This window comes from Bradyrhizobium pachyrhizi, assembly GCF_029714545.1.
Classification (GTDB): domain Bacteria; phylum Pseudomonadota; class Alphaproteobacteria; order Rhizobiales; family Xanthobacteraceae; genus Bradyrhizobium; species Bradyrhizobium pachyrhizi.
The window spans coordinates 6,858,437-6,875,037 of record NZ_CP121667.1; the positions used below are offsets into that span (position 1 = coordinate 6,858,437).

Sequence of the window (16,601 nt, forward strand, 5' to 3'; positions counted from 1 at the left end):
GCGAATCGCGTCCTAAAGCATGATCCGGAAAAGTGCGAAGCGGTTTTCCGAAAAGATCATGCTCAAACAAAGAGCTAAGGCGCGACGACGATTCAACCTAATCTCATCGCGCTTTAGAGGTAGTTTTCGAACGCGACCCGCTGTGCGGGCGTCAAGTGCAAGCCGTGCTTGGTGCGCCGGTCCAGGAAGTCGGCAGGCTGCCTCGCCCACTCATTCTCGCGGAGATACACCGCTTCGCATTCATAGAACTCGCCGCCGAAATGACGGCCCAGGTCGGCGGCGCTGCGGACCGGACCCAGCAGTTGGCGCGCGCGCGTCCCATAGAGGCGGGCATAGTGATCGACGAGCGTTCGCGGCAAATCGGGATAGTCGCGCGCCAGCCGATTTGCGAATTCATCGAAGCTGCCGCCGATGTCGCCGCCCGGTAACGGCCGGTGCGCGGTCCAGGCCGACGACAACTTCGGAAACCACGGCGCGATGCGCTGCAGCGCCTGCTCCGCCAGCCGGCGGTAGGTCGTGATCTTGCCGCCGAAGATCGACAGCAGCGGCGGCTCATCCTGCGCGCCGTGAACCTCGAACACATAGTCGCGCGTCACGGCCGACGGATTGTCGGCGTTGTCGTCGTAGAGCGGCCGGACCCCGGAGAACGCGTGCACGATCTCGCTCGCCTGCGGCGGCGTCTGGAAATAGCGGCGCAAGACCTGCAACAGGTAATCGATCTCGTCCTCGCCGATCGCGACGTCCTCGGCGCGGCCGTGATAGGGAATGTCCGTTGTGCCGATCAAGGCGAGATCATCCTCGTAGGGGTTGACGAAGATCACCCGGCGATCGCTGTTCTGCAGCAGATAGGCCTGCGGCCCGTTCCAGAATTTTGGCACCACGATATGGCTGCCCTTCACCAGCCGCACGCTCTGGGCCGAATTCAGTCCGGCCACGCCCTGGATGACATCCTGAACCCACGGCCCGGCGGCGTTGACCAGCGCGCGCGCCCGCACCACCTGCGCCGCGCCGTCGTCGCCGTGCATTTCGAGCAGCCAGGTCTCGCCGTCGCGGCGCGCGCGCACCGCCCGCGTGCGCGGCAGGATGCTGGCGCCGTTCTGCGCGGCATCGATCAAATTGAGGATCACCAGCCTGCTGTCATCGACCCAGCAGTCCGAATATTCGAAACCTCGCCGGAACTCCTGACGCAGCGGTGCGCCCTCCGGAGCTCGCGACAGATCCAGGCTGCGGCTCGCCGGCAGTTGCTTGCGGCCACCGAGATGGTCGTAGAGCAACAGCCCGGTGCGGACCAGCCACGCCGGCCGCTGCTCCGGCGAATGCGGCAGCACGAAGCGCATCGGCCAGATGATGTGCGGCGCCGACGCGAGCAGCACCTCGCGCTCGATCAGCGCCTCGCGCACCAGTCGGAACTCGTAATATTCGAGATAGCGCAGCCCGCCATGGATCAGCTTGCCCGAGCGCGACGAGGTGCCCTCGGCGAAATCATCCTTCTCGCAGAGCAGCACTTTCAGTCCGCGGCCGGCTGCGTCGCGGGCGATGCCGGCACCGTTGATGCCGCCACCGATGACCGCGATATCGACCAGCCCGTGATCTGTACCTGCGACCGGCGCAGTGCCCGTCATCGCTTGCTGCTGCGCCGTTTCTCGGCGCGGCGCGGCGCCGCCTTTGCCGTCGCGCGGGCCTTGTTCGGCTTCGGCGCCTGCAGGCCGTAGGTGGAGAATCCCTTTGCGGTGTCGGCAATCTCCTCGTCGGTCAGGATGACGCGCGAATCGAGCGCGAGCGAGAGGTAGTACTGCCGCGCGATGGTCTCGAGCTCGACCGCGAGCCACATCGCCTTGTCGAGATTGGCGCCGAGCGCGATCATGCCGTGATTGGCGAGCAGGCAGCCATTGCGTCCTTCGAGCGCGGCGATCGCATGGTCGGACAATTCCTTGGTGCCGTAGCGCGCATAGCCGGCGCAGCGGATCTCGGTGCCGCCGAACGCCGCCATCATGTAATGGCAGGCCGGGATCGGCTTGCGCGCGATCGCGAGCACGGTCGCGTAGGTCGAATGGGTATGGACGATGGCGCCGACGTCGGGCCGGGCGCGCGTGATGTCGAGATGGAAGCGCCATTCGGTGGACGGCTGCAGCGGTCCCTCCCACGCGCCATAGTCGCCCTCCAGCGGCATCGAGGCGATCATCTCCGGCTTCATCGAATCGTAGGGGGTCGCCGACGGCGTGATCAGCATCCGGTCCTTGTAGCGGGCGGAGATGTTGCCCGATGTCCCCTGGTTGAGACCCGACGCATTCATCCACCGGCACTTGGCGATGATCGCCTCGCGCAATTGTCGTTCCTCACGGGTCATACCAACTGCCTTTCTCTTCAGCACGGATTGCGTGGCGGCTCGCCGGCCAGGAAGCGGCGAACCTCTTCGGCCGCCTGCACGGCGGCCACGGTGACGGTACGCACGGAGGCGCCGGCGATGTGCGGCGTCAGCGTGACGTTGGGGAGTTGCAAGAGCGGCCAGTCCGCCGGAACCGGCTCGACCGCGAAGGTGTCGAGCATAGCGCCGCCGAGATGCCCCGACGCCAGCGCATCATGCAGCGCTTCGTAGTCGAGCAGCGGACCGCGCGCGGTGTTGATCAGGAACGCGCCCGGCTTGATCCGCGCCAGCGCCTCGCGCCCGATGAAACGGGTGGTCTCCGGCGTCACCCGGGCGTGCAGCGTGACGACGTCGGCGCGGCCGAGCAATTCGCCGAGCGCGACATGCTCGACGCCGTCATTGCGGTCCTGGGCGCTGAGCTGGACATAGGGGTCGGCGACCAGGATCTTGCAGCCGAAGGCCTTCAGCAGCTTGACCACGCGGCTGCCGATCGCGCCGTAGCCGACAATGCCGACCGTCATCTCGCCGAGCTCGCGCCCGGTACGGTCGGCGCGATAGAGATCGCCGCGCCATTCCCCGCCTCGCAGCGCCTCGTGACCGCTGCGGATCAGGCGTGTCTCGGCCAGAATGGCGCCGATGGTGAACTCCGCGACCGCACCCGCATTGCGGCCGGGCGTATTGACCACCAGCACGTTGTGGTCGCGCGCCGCCTGCATGTCGATGTTGACCGGGCCGCCGCGCGACACCGCGATGAACTTCAGCTTCGGCAGCCGTTCCAGCATCGACCGCGAGATCGGCGCCAGATGGGTGACGAGCAGTTCGGCATCGCCGATGAAGCCGATGATCTCGTCGGGCTGCCCCATGAATTCCTTCAGGCCATCGAGCTTCGAGCCGGCGTAACCGTGCTCCATCGGCTCGTCCGGCCAGGGCTGCTCCAGGGTGCGGATATCGACGCCGTCGCCGCAGGCTGATCGGATGTGCTCGGCGAACACCGAGGGCAGCATGAAGCGGTCGCCGACGATGGCGATGGACTTAGACATGATCGCCTCCGGCGCGCAGCGCGGCGAGTTGCTTCCAGACCGGCCGCGACGCCAGCCTTGCCTCGAGATAGGTCGGGAAGATGCTGGCATAGCGCTTCGCCAGCGCGGCGTCCGGCGATTGCGGGCTACTGAGATGCGGCGCGACCCACTGCTCGGCACAGGCGCGCATGTCGGGGTAGGCATCGATCGCGACCGCCGCGATCATCGCACCGCCTGCGGCGCCGGCCTCGGCGCGGCTGCAGATGCGGACGTCGCAATCCAGTGCGGCCCCGAGGATGGCGCCGAGCGCACGGCTCTTCGCCGCGCCGCCTGTGATCCTGACATCGCGCGGCAACGACCCCATCGCCGCGTAACAATCCCTTGCGGCGAAGGCCAGGCCCTCCATCACGCCGCGCATCAAGTCGCCATAGCGGTGGCGCGAACGCAGGCCGAAGAATTGCGCGCTGGCCTCATGCGCGACGAACGGACCGCGCTCACCGGCATCGGAAATGAACGGATGGAACAGCACCTCGCCGGGCCTGGCCCGCAGCACCTGATCGTCGAGCCGGCGGATCAGCTCGGCGCGCGTGCGCGTCACGCCTTCCGCCGCCAGCATGTCGCAGGCGAGATCGAGCATCCAGTCGATATTCAGCGTCGCCGCCATGTTGGACTGCATCTGAGCATAATGACCCGGCACCGGGAACGGCATGGTGTAGCCGGTGGCCTCCCGGTTCAGCGTCACCGCGTCGGCGCTCGGCACCAGCCGCATATGCATGCCGGTCGAGCCTATGATGGTGCAGCCGACATCGGGTGACGGATCGTAGAGCCCGGCCCCGAGCGCATTGCAGATCACGTCCACATAGCCGAGGCACACCGGAACTCCTTCCGGCAGGCCGATCTCGATGGCGGCGGCCGCTGTCAGCGGATGCGTCATGACCGCGCCGTCAACGACCGGCGGGAACAGGCGCGTCAGGTCGGCGATACCGATCAACCGCGCGGTCTCCGCATCGAAGGCACGCTTGCGGAAATCACCGCAGGAGAACGTGGCTTCCGACGGATCGGTTGCGCGTTCACCGGTAAGCAGGAAATAGAGCCAGTCCTTGCAGTGGAAGGCCGTTGTCGCGCGAGCGATCGTGTCAGGCATATGGGCCTGCAGCCACGCCAGTTGCGGCCCCTGCTGGCAGGCATTAAGCCCCGAGCCGGTGCGGCGGTAGAGGGCCGCGTTGCGCTCGCCGGCGCGAATCTCCTCGACCAGCCGGCCGGCGCGCGAGTCGAGCCACAGGAGCGCCGGCGCAACCGGCCGGCCGTCGTCGTCGATCAGCCAGGTGCCGTCGCCCTGCCCGGTGACCGCGACGGCCGCGATCCGCGCCGACAGGTCAGGCACTGACTTCGCCAGCGCACGAATGACCGCGACCGTATCGCTCCAGGTTTGCGCCATGTCCTGCTCGACGTGGCCGCTGGCCGGGCTAACGTACGCGTTCGGCCGCGAGACATCGGCAAGCTGCTCGCCGGTCAGCGTGAACGCCACGGCCTTGATCAGGGAGGTGCCGGCGTCAATGCCGATGATGACGTCGCGGCTGGCCGAAGCGGTCATCGTCACGCTCCCTCCGCATGGCGAATGCAGGTCCCGTCGCCGCCGAAGATGTGCAGGTGACGCGGCTCCAGCGCGAACGAGACGATCTCTCCCGGCCGCGCGGCGACGCGGCCCGGCGTGACCGCGATCAGCATGCGGCCGCCGCAATCGCCGGCGACATGCGATTGATCGCCGAGCCACTGGTTGGAGACGACCTTGACCCTGACGTCACCGGTCCCGACCACGATCTTCTGCGGACGAATGCCGATCCGCACCTGCGGCGTGGCCGCGAGCGTCTTCGCCGCCTCAACGTCGAGTCCGGCGCCGGCGATATCGAAACGCATGTCGGTTCCGACCGACAGGCGGAAGCCGCTATCCGACCGCATCACCTCCGCGTCGAGCAGGTTCATCGGCGGCTCGCCAATGAAGCTTGCGACGAACAGATTGGCGGGCCGGCCCTTCAGCTCCTTCTCGCTGGCGAATTGCTGCAGCACGCCGCCTTCCATGACGGCGATGCGGTCGGCCAGCGCACTCGCTTCGGTCTGGTCGTGGGTGACGAAGATCGCGGTCATGCCGCGCTCGGCAAGCAGGCTCTTGATCCGGCCACGCAGCACCGCGCGCAGCTGCGGTTCGAGCTGTCCCATCGGCTCATCGAGCAGATAAAGATCGGCGTCGCGCACCAGCGCCCGCGCCAGCGACACGCGCTGCTGCTGGCCGCCGGAGATCGCGCGCGGATAGCTGTCAAGGATGTCCTCGATCTCGACCAGGCGGGCGATCTCGTCGACGCGGCGCGTTACCTCCGCGCGCGGCAGCTGGGCGGATTTCAGCGCGAACGCGATGTTCTCGCGGACCGTGAGCGGCGGATAGAGCGAGTAGCCCTCGAACGCCATCGCGACCTTGCGCCGCGCCGGCGGCAGCTCGTGGATCCGCCGCCCGCCGAGCGCGATCGATCCGGCGGAGACGTCCTCGAAGCCTGCGATCATGCGCAACGTCGATGTCTTGCCGCAGCCCGATGATCCCAACAGTGCGACGATCTCTCCCTTCTCGACCGCCATGTCGAGTGCGCGCACCGCATGCACCGGCTCTTTTCCGCGGCTGCGGTAGACCTTGTCGATGCCTCGAAGCTCGAGCATGTCCATGACCATCCGCTCCTATGCCGCCTTGAGCCGGTGCGACGCCCCGATCCGCAGCCCCGTCGCGCGATCGAACAGCATCGCGGCGTCGGGCGCGAAGCGAACGAAAACGGCATCGTCAGCCGCGCCTTGCGGTGCATCCGGCGGCAGCGCCGCCAGCCATTCCGTTCCGTCGGCAAGACGGAGCAGCAGCACCGCCTTCTCGTGCATCGGCGTGACCGCGAGAATGCGCGCCGGGATGGCGTCGTCGGTGGACGCGGACGAAACCGCGAGATCCTCCGGCCGGACGCCCAGCCAACATGCACCGGCCGGCGCTGCGCCATCGGCCGCCCCGAGCCGCATCCTGGCGCCGGCGACCGTGGCCAACAACATGCCGTGTTCCGCCACCGGCGATACCTCGGCGAGGTTGATGGTCGGATCGCCGAACAGGCGCGCGATCGCGACCGACGCGGGTTGGGCATAGATATCGGCAGGCGTCGCGACTTGCGCGAGCCGGCCGTCGATCAAGACCGCGATGCGGTCGGCGATCGCCATCGCCTCGCGATAGTCCTGGGTCACGTAGAGCACGGCGGCAGTGCCGCGCCGCAGCAGATTCGGCAGCTCGAGCCGCATCTCGTAGCGCAGCTTGGCGTCGACATTGCGCAGCGGATCATCCAGCAGCAGGACATCCGGATTGCCGATCAGCGCCCGCGCCAGCGCCGTGCGCTGCTTCTGTCCGTTCGACAACTCGCGCGGCGCGTGACCGAGCACGTGCTCGATTTTGAGCAGCCTGCTGATCGCGGCAACGCGGCCGGCGACATCGCCGCCGCCGGCCCTGGCGCGCAGGCCGCTTGCGATATTGTCGCGGGCGGTCATGTGCGGGAACAAGGCAAAGTTCTGGAATGCCATGCCGATCCCGCGCCGCTCCGGCGGAGCACCGACCACCGAGCGGCCGCCGACGAGGATATCGCCGTCGTCGGGCTCGAACATGCCCGCGATCATGCGCAGCAGCACCGTCTTGCCGCTGCCGGACGGTCCGAACACCGCCACGATCTCGCCGGGCTCGACGGCCAGCGACAATCCGTCGGCGGGCCGTGCCGCACCGAATGCTTTGCTCACCGAATTGATCTCGAGACGCGCCATCGGATCAGCCTTTCACCGCGCCGAGCGAGAGACCCTCGACCAGATAGCGCTGCGCATAGAGCGCGAGCAACAGGGTCGGCGTCACCGACAGCACGATCGCGGCCGCGATCTGGCCGTACTGGATTCCCGATGCGGTGACGAAGGCGAGCGCGCCGACCGTCACCGGCTGCTTGTCGGCGGAGGCCAGGATCAGAGCGAAGACGAAATTGTTCCAGCAGAAGATGAACGACAGCAGCCCCGCCGCGGCGATCCCCGGCCCAGCCAGCGGCACCGCGATTCTCGTGAAGGCCTCGCGCCAGGAATGCCCGGCCAGTCGGTAGGCATGCTCGATATCGGGGCTGATATCCTCGAAATAGCCGCGCACGATCCACAGGATCAACGGCAGCGCGATCAACTGATAGACCCAGACGATCCCGAAGTAGGTGTCGTTCAGTCCGAGTTCCTGGTAGTACAGCGACAGCGGCAGCAGCACGAGCAGCGGCGGCGCAAAGCGGAACGACAGCAGCGTGAACGCAATGCTCTCGCCGAGGCGGAATTTGAAGCGCGCAAAGGCGTAGGCGGCCGGCACGCCGAGCAGCAGCGCCAGCAGCACCGCCGCGCTCGACAACACGACGCTGTTAAACAAATTGCGCATGAAGGAGATCTGCAGATTGCCGGCCGCGGTGCGCAGCTGGCCGGAGATCAGCGCCTCGTAATTGGCAAGCGTCGGCTCGAACAGGATCCGCGGCGGGATCCGCAGGATCTGCTCGTTGGTCTGGAACGACATCAGGAAGATCCAGACGATCGGAAACATGAAGAAGATCAGGATCAGCGTGAGCGCCACGCCGCGGAAGATGCGACCGGCAAGGCTGGAATGTTCCATCGCTCCTCTCCCCGTCACGTGTGGCCGTGCGCACGCGCGCGCAGCCGCAGCCAGTTCTTGATGAAGATGTTCGACAGGATGTTGGTGATCAGCCATAGGATCATCAACAGCGCCGCCGATCTGCCGACATTGGTGTACTGGAAGAACTCCAGATAGGCCTGCACCTGGAACACCATCAGCCGGTCACCCGGCCCGCCCTGCGTCATCGCATAGATGATGTCGAACTGCTGGATCGAATCGAGCAGCCGGAACAGCGACGCCGTGATGATGTAGGGCGCCAGCATCGGCAGGGTGATGCGGAAGAACACAAAGCTCGCCGGCACGCCGTCGAGCGCCGCGGCCTCGAACGGCTGCCGCGGCAACGAGCGCAGGCCCGCCAGCAGCAGAATCATGATGAAGGGTGTGTAGACCCAGACGTCGACCAGCACGACCGTGAACAGCGCACTCGATGGATCGGAGGCCCATTTGAAATCGGTGATGCCGAACAGGCCGACCAGATAGGACAGGATGCCGAAGCTCGGATTAGTCATCAGCTTCCACATCAACGCGGCGATCGCCGGCGCCGTCATCAGCGGCAGCAGCAGCATGATCGACACCGCATTGTGGAAGCGGGTCGGCCGGCGCAGCAACAGCGCGATGCCAAGACCGAGCAGCAGCTCGAGCACGACCGTGACCACGGTATAGGTGATCGAGACGCGGAACGTATTCCAGAACGCCGGGTCGGACAGGAAGTCGATGTAGTTTCCGGCGCCGATAAAGCCGCGCAGATGAGGCAGGTTCAGCCGGTAGCGCTGCAGCGAGTAGACCGCCGCGGTCACGAACGGAACCAGGATCGCCACGCAGACGAGCAGCGCCGGCAGGCTGAGCAGATAAGGCAAGAGGCGCACGCGCGGCCTTGGTTTGGCCGGCGTTGCCTGCGCGTTCGTCTGGAGAAGTTGGACCATGCTCATGATGATAAGAGATCGCGTTCGGCTGGCAAACGCCGCCGGCTCGGATGGGACAAGGGTCCGAGCCGGCGGATGGGTGCGGTGCGGGGGATCAGGCACCGCACAGTTGGTCCGTCAGCCGAGACCGGCCTGCTTGAGCTGGCGGTTGATGCTGTCGGCGAGCTTGTCGAGCCCCTCGTCGACGCTGACCTCCTTGGCCACCATCTTCTGCAGCGAGGCGGCCCATTCCGTCGTCAGGTCGAAGAACAGCGGCTGCGCCGTGAAGTAGATCTTGGCGCCGGGCGACGACATGTCGTGCTGCTCGAGATAGCCGGGATAGGATTTCGCGATGCGGTCGCGGAATTCGCTGTCCTTCCACACCGATGCGCGAACCGGGTTGACGAAGTCCATCTTGCGCGCGCCGAACAGGTCGTGCTCGACGGATGCCGCCCACTGCATGAACAGCCAGGCCGCCTCCTTCTGCTTGGAGAAGCTCGACATCGCGAGCGACCAGATCCAGACATTCGGGGTCGGCGCCTTGGCGGCCGGATTGGCCGCGAACGGCGCATAGCCGAGATGCCCCTTCTCCTTGTTGTCGCCGCCGTTCATGAAATAGCCGAGAATGTCGGCGTCGAAGATCATGCCCGAGGCGCCGGCGCCGAGATCGGTGCCGACCTGGTACCAGGTGTAAGTCGACCAGTTCTTCGGGCCCGAGGTCTGGATCATCTTGACCCATTTGTCGTGGAAATCCTTCGAGGCCTTGGTGTTCATCGCGGCCTTCAGCTTGCCGCCCTCCATCACGAAATCCTTCTGGCCGAAGTTCGAATAGGCCGACAGGAAGCCGGGATGGATGGTCGCCCAGGAGCGCGAGCCCCGCACGCCGACGCCGTAGGGACCGCCGGCGTCCTTGGTGATCTTGGCCGCGACCTCCAGCATCTCGTCGAGGTTCTTGGGCGGCTTGACGCCCACCTTGTCGAAGACGTTGCGGTTGTAGGTGATGTTGTTGAGCTCATAGCCCCAGGGGATGCACCACTGCTTGGCCTTGCCCGAGCCGAGCTCGGAGCCGGCGACGCCGTCCCACGCGGTCGAGGCGCGCAGGCCCGGCAGCACATCGTCCCAGGCGAAGGCCGGGTTGGTCTTGGCCGGATCCTTGATGTAGGTGTTGAGGTCTTCGATCCAGCCCGCCGGACCATAGGTCCAGGTCATGTAGGCGCCGGTCATGAAGGCATCGTACTGGTCCGACTTCGACGACAGCGCCGCCGTCACCTTGTCGAAATAGACGTCCTCCGGGAAGATGTCGTAGGTGACGTTCATGCCGGTGAGCGTCTTGAACGCCTCGATGTCGCCGATCATCGCATCGACGTAGGGGTGCTTGTTGAGCAGCAGCTTGACGCTCTTGCCGCTCTGGGCCTTCCAGTTGAAGTCGGCGGCCATCGCCTTCGACATCGAGGAGGCGAAAGCGGCGTTGGCGGCGATGCCCGCGATGCCGAGCTTGGCGGCGCCGTCCAGGAGATCGCGGCGGCTGATGCGTTTGGCAGCGTAGGAGTCGAACAGATTCTTCTCGCGATCGAACATGTATTTCCTCTCCTTGTTGACGCTTGTTTTATGTGTCCTTCCGGGTCTTGCTTCTTGTCTTGCCGGATGTGGTCTCCGGCTTGTCGGTGGCGAGCGCCTTTGCGGTCGCTTCGTCGATGATGAGGCCGTGCAGAACGCCGCTGCGCAGCACGCCGCGCAGCGCGGTCACCTTGGCCGGCCCGCCGGCGATGGCGACGATCCGGTGCTTCCTGAGATCGGGCATGCTCATTGAGGTGGCGCGGGCCGACAGGTCGGTGTCCAGCACCGTTCCGTCGGCGCTGAAGAAATGCCCGAGCAGGTCGGCGCAGGCGCCGACGCGCTTCAGCTCGACGACCTCGTCGGGCTTGATCATGCCGCTCGACACCAGGAAGCCGTCGCGGCTGACCTGGCCGATGCCGACGAACAGCAGCGAGGCCTTGCGCGCCAGAGCGAACACGTCGGCGATGCCGAATTGCTGCATCAGAACGGCGCGGTCGGCGACCGAATTGGCGAACACCGGCACCGGCAGCAGATAGGCTTCCGCGCCGGTGCGCTCGGCGAGCTTGTGAATCACGTCGAACGGATTGGCGGCAAATTTCCGCGTCAGTCCGCCGAGCAGCGACACGAACTGCGCGTCGCGCGCAGGCGTCTGCGGCATCTGCTCGACGACGGCTGCAAGCGTGCGGCCATGACCGACGCCGATCACCTTGTCCTGGCCGCGCTCCAGGATCTGGCGCAGGAAGCTCGCGCCTTCCAGCGCCAGCGCCTTCAGCGGCAGATCGCCCTCGCCGAGATCAGGCGCGACGCGGCAGAACGAAAGGCCGAAGCGCTGCGCGATATCGTTCTCGAGCGCGACGCATTCGGCGACCGGTCCCTCGACGAACACGCGGATCATGCCCTCGCGGCTGGCGCGCGCGATCAGGCGATGCGCCTTGGTGCTCTGGATGTTGAGGCGATCGGCGACCTCCGACTGGGTGAGCCCCGCCGCGAAATACAGCCACGCCGCGCGCGTCGCGAGCGACGCCTCGCCGTCGATCACCGGCAACCTGTCGGGCGGGGGTGCCATATCAGGAAAAGTCCGCTTGCAAATTTCTTCACGTCCTGCAAAAAATTGCAGAGGCCGAACGGGGCGTCAATCCCCCAAACGTGCTGCAGCGCAACCAATGTCGTCGCGCACGCACCAGAGAGCGATGAGGTCGCATGGGAGGTCTGTATCTCGGCATCGATGTCGGAACCGGAGGCGTGCGCGCCTGCGCAATCGATCCGCACGGCGGCATCCGCGGCGTCGCGTCCGTCGCGCTGCCTGCACCGCGCGTCGACGGCAACGCCATCGACCAGACACCGGAGCTGTGGTGGCAAGCCGCGACGGCGGCCATCCGCAAGCTCGGCGAGACCGTCGCTCTCGGCGACGTCACACGCATCGTCGTCGACGGCACGTCGGGCACGCTGCTGCTGGTCGACGCCGCCGGCCGCCCCTGCTCGCCGGGGCTGATGTACAATGATGCCCGCGCCACGCGTGAGGCGACGCGCGTCGCGGCGGTCGCCCCGCGCGAGAGCGGCGCGCATGGCGCGAGCAGCGCGCTCGCCAAGCTGCTCTATCTGCAGAATGACGGCTATGTCGGCGATGCCCGCCACGCCGTTCACCAGGCGGACTGGATCGCCGGCCGGCTCGCGAACCATCACGGCATCAGCGACGAGAACAACGCGCTGAAGCTCGGTTACGACCCGGTCGCGCGCACCTGGCCATCCTGGCTCGAACAGCTCGGCGTGCGCGACGATCTGCTCCCCGAAGTGCTGGTGCCGGGCACGCCATTTTCCGAGATGGATCCGCAGATCGCGCGGTCGCTGGGACTGCCCCCTACAGCGCAGGTCGCCGCCGGCACCACCGATGGCGTTGCGGCCTTCATCGCAACGCGCGCCGACCAGCCTGGCGATGCCGTCACCTCGCTCGGCACCACGCTGGTGGTGAAGCAGCTTGCGACCCAGCCGATCTTCTCGGCCGATCAGGGCGTCTATTCGCACCGGCTCGGCGAACGCTGGCTCGCCGGCGGCGCCTCGAACTCGGGCGGCGCGGCGCTGCTGATGCATTTCACCGCCGCCGAGATGGAGCGGCTGACACCTCAGCTGACGCCGGACCAGCCGACGGGGCTCGACTATTATCCGCTGCCAAAACCCGGCGAACGCTTTCCGATCGCCGATCCGGCGCTGGCCGCGCGGGTCACGCCGCGTCCGGCGGAAGATTGCCGCTTCTTCCAGGGCCTGCTCGAGGGCATCGCCTCGGTGGAAGCCCTCGCCTACCGCCAGCTGGCGCAGCTCGGTGCGCCGCGCCTGCGCCGCGTCATCGGCATCGGCGGCGGCGCGAAGAACGACGCATGGACCAGAATTCGGCATCGCGTGCTCGGCGTTCCCGTTTCGGTCGCCGAGCAGACCGAAGCAAGCTACGGCGCCGCGCTGCTCGCGCTGAACGGAGGCCCGCCATGAAGGCCGACGCGACCGCGATCGCCGGCCTTCACGCCATCGCCGACCGCTTCGATCATGTGCTGCTCGACCAGTGGGGCACGCTGCATGAGGGACTGGCGGTGTTCCCCGCGGCGCTGGAGTGCGTGGCGCGGCTGCGCGAGGCCGGCAAGCGGATCCTGATCCTGTCCAATTCCGGCAAGCGCGCCGGCAGCAACCAGCGGCGGCTCGCGACGCTCGGCTTGCCGTCCGACGCCTATGACGGCGTGCTGTCCTCGGGCGAGGTCACCTGGCGCGGCCTGCATGCGCGCGAGCAGGCGCCCTTTGCCGAGCTCGGACGCGCCTGCTTCCTGATCTCGCGCGACGGTGACCGCTCGATCGTCGACGGCACCGACCTTGTGGTGGTCTCGAACATGCGCGAGGCCGATTTCATCCTGCTCGGCGGTCTCGACGATGACGCGGCCGAGCCCGAGCGATGGCGTGAGCCGCTGGCAACCGCTGCCGCACGCCAGTTGCCGATGCTGTGCGCCAATCCTGATCTCGTGATGTTCGGCGTCGCGGGCCTGATCCCCGCGCCGGGCGCGCTCGCCGCATTCTATCATTCGCTCGGCGGCACCGTGCTGTTCGTCGGCAAACCGCATCCGCCGATGTTTGCCGCCGCGCTCGATCAATTGGGGCATCCGCCGCCGGACCGGATCCTCGTCATCGGCGACTCCCTCGATCACGATATCGCCGGTGGACGCACCGCCGGCATGCTGACCCTGCTGATCGGCTCCGGCGCCCACCGCGCGACGCTTGCGCAGGCGAGCGATCTGCCGCGGGCGATCAAGACCGTAGCCGGCACAGCGGCGCGGATGCCGCACTGGACGATGGACCATCTGACCTGGTGAGAACAGCCCCGATGCGACCGCCTCAAATGCTGGATGAACTGCGCCGCATGTCGGCACGCGTCGGCAGGAATATCCTGCTGGTGCAAGGCGCCGGCGGCAATTCGTCGGTCAAGGATGGCGACGTGCTGTGGGTGAAGGCGTCAGGTACCTGGCTCGCCGATGCCGAGGACAAGGAGATTTTCGTGCCGGTCGCCTTATCGGCCGCGCGCGCGGCGCTGATGCATGGCGACGAACGCGTGCCGCTGGCGCCGAATGCCGGGACGACGCTGCGCGCCTCGATCGAGACCTCGCTGCATGCGCTGATGCCGCACCGGATCGTGCTGCACGTCCATTCCATCAACACCATCGCATGGGCGGTGCGCATCGACGCCCGCGACGAATTTGCCCGGCGCCTGGACGGACTGGCGTGGCGTTACCTCGACTATCATCACCCGGGGCTGCCGCTCGCACGCGCGGTCAACGACGCGATCGCCGATGATGCGGTCGACGTCCTGATCCTTGGCAATCACGGCCTGGTGGTCGGTGCAGACACTTGCGACGTGGCGGAGGCGTTGGTGGCCGACGTCGAGAGACGCCTCGCGCTGGAGCAGCGCAGCGCGCCGGCGGCAGATCACGACGCGCTCCGCACGATCTGCGCGGGCACCGATTATCGCCTGCCGCAGGATCCTCGCGGCCACGACATCGCCACCGACCGTTACAGCCGCGCGATCGCGACCAGCGGCTCGCTGTATCCCGATCACGTCGTCTTCCTTGGCCCCGGCCTGCCGGTCCTGGAGCATCGCGAGAAGCTGAGCGTCATGATCGCGCAGACCACCACGAACGGACTGCCGCCGCCGGTTGCGCTTCTTGTCCCTGACCTCGGCAGCCTCATCCGCGACGATGCGAGTGACGGCGCGGAAGCCATGCTGAGCTGTCTCGCATTGGTCACCTGCCGCCTGCCCCTGACCGCACGGGTCAACTATCTGACGGCAGAGAACGAGCATGCGCTGCTGAATTGGGACGCCGAGCGCTATCGCCAGCAACTGACGGCCGATCGCTGACCGCTGGCCAACAGAGACGCTCGGTGCTTCATCCCTTCTCGGCGGAAAGAAACAGGCGATAGGCCGGATTTTCGCTCTCGTTCCAGTAGGGATAGCCGAGCGCATCCAGCGCCTGAACGAACCGGGCGCGCTCGTGAGGCTTGACCTCGATCCCTGCCAGAATGCGTCCGTAGTCGGCGCCGTGATTGCGATAGTGGAACAGCGAAATATTCCAGTCCGGCGCCAGGCTCTCGAGGAATTTCAACAACGCGCCGGGACGCTCCGGAAACTCGAAGCGGTAGATGACCTCGTCCTTGAGCAGCGGAGCGCGACCGCCCACCATGTAGCGCACATGGTCCTTGGCCATCTCGTTCTCGCTCAGATCGAGGATCGGATAGCCTTCGCGCCGAAGCAGCTCCATGACTTCCCGCTTCTCGACCTCGCCGCGGCTCAGCGCGATGCCGACGAACAGTTGCGCCGGCGCGGTGGTCTCGGCAAAGCGGTAGTTGAATTCCGTGATCGCGCGCGAGCCGAGGATGCGGATGAAGTGCCGATAGCTGCCCGGCTTCTCCGGCACGGTCACGGCAAGCAGCGCCTCGCGATGTTCGCCGACCTCGGCGCGGTCGGCAATGGTGCGCAGCCGGTCGAAATTCAGATTGGCCCCGCTGTTGACCGCAATCAGGCTTCCGTCGCTGAGCGCGCCGCGCTCGGCATAGGCCTTGAGGCCGGCGAGCGCCAATGCTCCGGAGGGTTCGGCGACCGATCGCACGTCGTCGAAGATGTCCTTGATGGCGGCGCACATGGCATCGGTGTCCACCGTGACGACCTCGTCGAGCAGGTCGCGGCAGAGCCGGAAGGTCTCGGTTCCCACCTTGCGGACGGCGACGCCGTCGGCGAACAGTCCGACCTGATCCAGCGCGACGACGTTGCCCTTGGCGAGCGCGGCCGCCATCGACGCGGCGTCCGCCGGCTCGACGCCGACGACCTTGATCGACGGGTTGAGGAACTTCACGAAGGCAGCCACGCCGGCCGCCAGTCCGCCTCCGCCGATCGGCACGAAGATCGCCTCGATCGTATCGGGATGCTGGCGCAGGATCTCCATCCCGACCGTTCCCTGGCCGGCGATCACATCGGGATCGTCGAACGGATGCACAAAGGTCAAACCACGCGCGGCCTCGATCTCCCTGGCCTTGGTCTGTGCGTCGTCGAACGTATCGCCATGCAGGACAACGTCACCGCCCAAGCGCCGGACGGCCTCGACCTTGATGGCGGGCGTCGTCCTCGGCATGACGATCGTCGCCGGAATCCCAAGCTTGCGCGCCGACAGCGCCACGCCCTGCGCATGATTGCCCGCCGAAGCGCAAATGACGCCCAGCCTGCGCTGCGCGTCCGGCAGCCTGACGATCTTGTTGTAGGCGCCGCGAAGCTTGAACGAGAAGATCGGCTGGAAGTCTTCCCGCTTCAGCAAAACCGTGCGCGACAATCGTTCGGAGAGCCGCGGCATGGGATCGAGCGGCGTTTCGACCGCCACGTCGTAGACCCGTGCGGTCAGGATGCTTTGGGCGTAGTCGCGGAGCGCATTAAAGGTCATCGGGTCGCTTCTGCCGATGGGAGGCAATCCTTATCGGTTGCACCTGCCCATCGTCGGCGCCGACCTGGCGAGCAGACGGCACGGAGCCGC

Annotated in this window: 14 protein-coding genes; 3 read left to right on the forward strand and 11 right to left on the reverse strand. The window is 66.7% G+C overall.

The annotated features are described in order from the left end of the window. Positions 1-113 precede the first annotated feature (113 nt). The 10 genes from QA639_RS32545 to QA639_RS32590 form a co-directional block, all read right to left on the reverse strand. Complete coding sequence (locus QA639_RS32545) at positions 114-1,622, reverse strand: glycerol-3-phosphate dehydrogenase (protein ID WP_157347713.1); 1,509 nt, start codon at positions 1,620-1,622, stop codon at positions 114-116. Next, positions 1,619-2,347 (reverse strand): class II aldolase/adducin family protein, encoded by a 729-nt coding sequence (locus QA639_RS32550; RefSeq protein WP_172647311.1) that lies wholly within the window; start codon positions 2,345-2,347, stop codon positions 1,619-1,621. The genes QA639_RS32545 and QA639_RS32550 overlap by 4 nt, the downstream gene beginning before the upstream one ends. A 17-nt stretch (positions 2,348-2,364) precedes the next feature. After that, positions 2,365-3,405 carry a 2-hydroxyacid dehydrogenase gene (locus QA639_RS32555; RefSeq protein WP_283088054.1) on the reverse strand — a complete coding sequence of 347 codons (1,041 nt, stop codon included), beginning with the start codon at positions 3,403-3,405 and terminating at the stop codon, positions 2,365-2,367. Further along, on the reverse strand, positions 3,398-4,978 hold the full coding sequence (locus QA639_RS32560) for an FGGY-family carbohydrate kinase (protein WP_283088055.1): 1,581 nt from the start codon (positions 4,976-4,978) through the stop codon (positions 3,398-3,400). Before QA639_RS32560 ends, QA639_RS32555 begins: the two co-directional genes overlap by 8 nt. A gap of 2 nt (positions 4,979-4,980) precedes the next feature. Further along, positions 4,981-6,096 carry an ABC transporter ATP-binding protein gene (locus QA639_RS32565; RefSeq protein WP_410712096.1) on the reverse strand — a complete coding sequence of 372 codons (1,116 nt, stop codon included), beginning with the start codon at positions 6,094-6,096 and terminating at the stop codon, positions 4,981-4,983. A gap of 12 nt (positions 6,097-6,108) precedes the next feature. Beyond that, complete coding sequence (locus QA639_RS32570; protein ID WP_283088056.1) at positions 6,109-7,212, reverse strand: ABC transporter ATP-binding protein; 1,104 nt, start codon at positions 7,210-7,212, stop codon at positions 6,109-6,111. 4 nt (positions 7,213-7,216) lie between these two features. Beyond that, positions 7,217-8,074, reverse strand: a complete 858-nt coding sequence (locus QA639_RS32575) for a carbohydrate ABC transporter permease (RefSeq protein ID WP_018273209.1) — start codon at positions 8,072-8,074, stop codon at positions 7,217-7,219. 14 nt (positions 8,075-8,088) lie between these two features. Beyond that, positions 8,089-9,018 (reverse strand): carbohydrate ABC transporter permease, encoded by a 930-nt coding sequence (locus QA639_RS32580; RefSeq protein WP_283088057.1) that lies wholly within the window; start codon positions 9,016-9,018, stop codon positions 8,089-8,091. 117 nt (positions 9,019-9,135) lie between these two features. Beyond that, positions 9,136-10,575, reverse strand: a complete 1,440-nt coding sequence (locus QA639_RS32585; protein ID WP_028335671.1) for an extracellular solute-binding protein — start codon at positions 10,573-10,575, stop codon at positions 9,136-9,138. Between the two features lie 28 nt (positions 10,576-10,603). Beyond that, on the reverse strand, positions 10,604-11,620 hold the full coding sequence (locus QA639_RS32590; RefSeq protein WP_050383702.1) for a sugar-binding transcriptional regulator: 1,017 nt from the start codon (positions 11,618-11,620) through the stop codon (positions 10,604-10,606). 134 nt (positions 11,621-11,754) lie between these two features. Between QA639_RS32590 and QA639_RS32595 the strand changes: the two genes are divergently transcribed. Genes QA639_RS32595 through QA639_RS32605 form a run of 3 tightly spaced genes read left to right on the forward strand, consistent with a single transcriptional unit; the run spans position 11,755 to position 14,941 of the window. Further along, the gene (locus QA639_RS32595) at positions 11,755-13,035 is read left to right on the forward strand and encodes an FGGY-family carbohydrate kinase (RefSeq protein ID WP_283088058.1); all 1,281 of its coding nucleotides are present in this window, start codon (positions 11,755-11,757) and stop codon (positions 13,033-13,035) included. Further along, the gene (locus tag QA639_RS32600) at positions 13,032-13,901 is read left to right on the forward strand and encodes a TIGR01459 family HAD-type hydrolase (RefSeq protein ID WP_283088059.1); all 870 of its coding nucleotides are present in this window, start codon (positions 13,032-13,034) and stop codon (positions 13,899-13,901) included. Before QA639_RS32595 ends, QA639_RS32600 begins: the two co-directional genes overlap by 4 nt. Positions 13,902-13,912: 11 nt before the next feature. Continuing rightward, on the forward strand, positions 13,913-14,941 hold the full coding sequence (locus QA639_RS32605; protein WP_428841086.1) for a class II aldolase/adducin family protein: 1,029 nt from the start codon (positions 13,913-13,915) through the stop codon (positions 14,939-14,941). A gap of 28 nt (positions 14,942-14,969) precedes the next feature. Here the strand turns inward: QA639_RS32605 and ilvA are convergent, their stop codons facing one another. Beyond that, positions 14,970-16,511, reverse strand: a complete 1,542-nt coding sequence (gene ilvA / locus QA639_RS32610) for a threonine ammonia-lyase, biosynthetic (RefSeq protein WP_283088061.1) — start codon at positions 16,509-16,511, stop codon at positions 14,970-14,972. Positions 16,512-16,601 lie beyond the last annotated feature (90 nt).

Coding starts and splice junctions, on each gene's coding strand:
- ilvA (WP_283088061.1), bottom strand. CDS start 16,511: ATGACCTTTAATGCGCTCCGCGACTACGCCCAAAGCATCCTGACCGCA.
- QA639_RS32545 (WP_157347713.1), bottom strand. CDS start 1,622: ATGACGGGCACTGCGCCGGTCGCAGGTACAGATCACGGGCTGGTCGAT.
- QA639_RS32565 (WP_410712096.1), bottom strand. CDS start 6,096: ATGGACATGCTCGAGCTTCGAGGCATCGACAAGGTCTACCGCAGCCGC.
- QA639_RS32605 (WP_428841086.1), top strand. CDS start 13,913: ATGCGACCGCCTCAAATGCTGGATGAACTGCGCCGCATGTCGGCACGC.
- QA639_RS32570 (WP_283088056.1), bottom strand. CDS start 7,212: ATGGCGCGTCTCGAGATCAATTCGGTGAGCAAAGCATTCGGTGCGGCA.
- QA639_RS32595 (WP_283088058.1), top strand. CDS start 11,755: ATGGGAGGTCTGTATCTCGGCATCGATGTCGGAACCGGAGGCGTGCGC.
- QA639_RS32590 (WP_050383702.1), bottom strand. CDS start 11,620: ATGGCACCCCCGCCCGACAGGTTGCCGGTGATCGACGGCGAGGCGTCG.
- QA639_RS32585 (WP_028335671.1), bottom strand. CDS start 10,575: ATGTTCGATCGCGAGAAGAATCTGTTCGACTCCTACGCTGCCAAACGC.
- QA639_RS32580 (WP_283088057.1), bottom strand. CDS start 9,018: ATGGTCCAACTTCTCCAGACGAACGCGCAGGCAACGCCGGCCAAACCA.
- QA639_RS32600 (WP_283088059.1), top strand. CDS start 13,032: ATGAAGGCCGACGCGACCGCGATCGCCGGCCTTCACGCCATCGCCGAC.
- QA639_RS32575 (WP_018273209.1), bottom strand. CDS start 8,074: ATGGAACATTCCAGCCTTGCCGGTCGCATCTTCCGCGGCGTGGCGCTC.
- QA639_RS32555 (WP_283088054.1), bottom strand. CDS start 3,405: ATGTCTAAGTCCATCGCCATCGTCGGCGACCGCTTCATGCTGCCCTCG.
- QA639_RS32550 (WP_172647311.1), bottom strand. CDS start 2,347: ATGACCCGTGAGGAACGACAATTGCGCGAGGCGATCATCGCCAAGTGC.
- QA639_RS32560 (WP_283088055.1), bottom strand. CDS start 4,978: ATGACCGCTTCGGCCAGCCGCGACGTCATCATCGGCATTGACGCCGGC.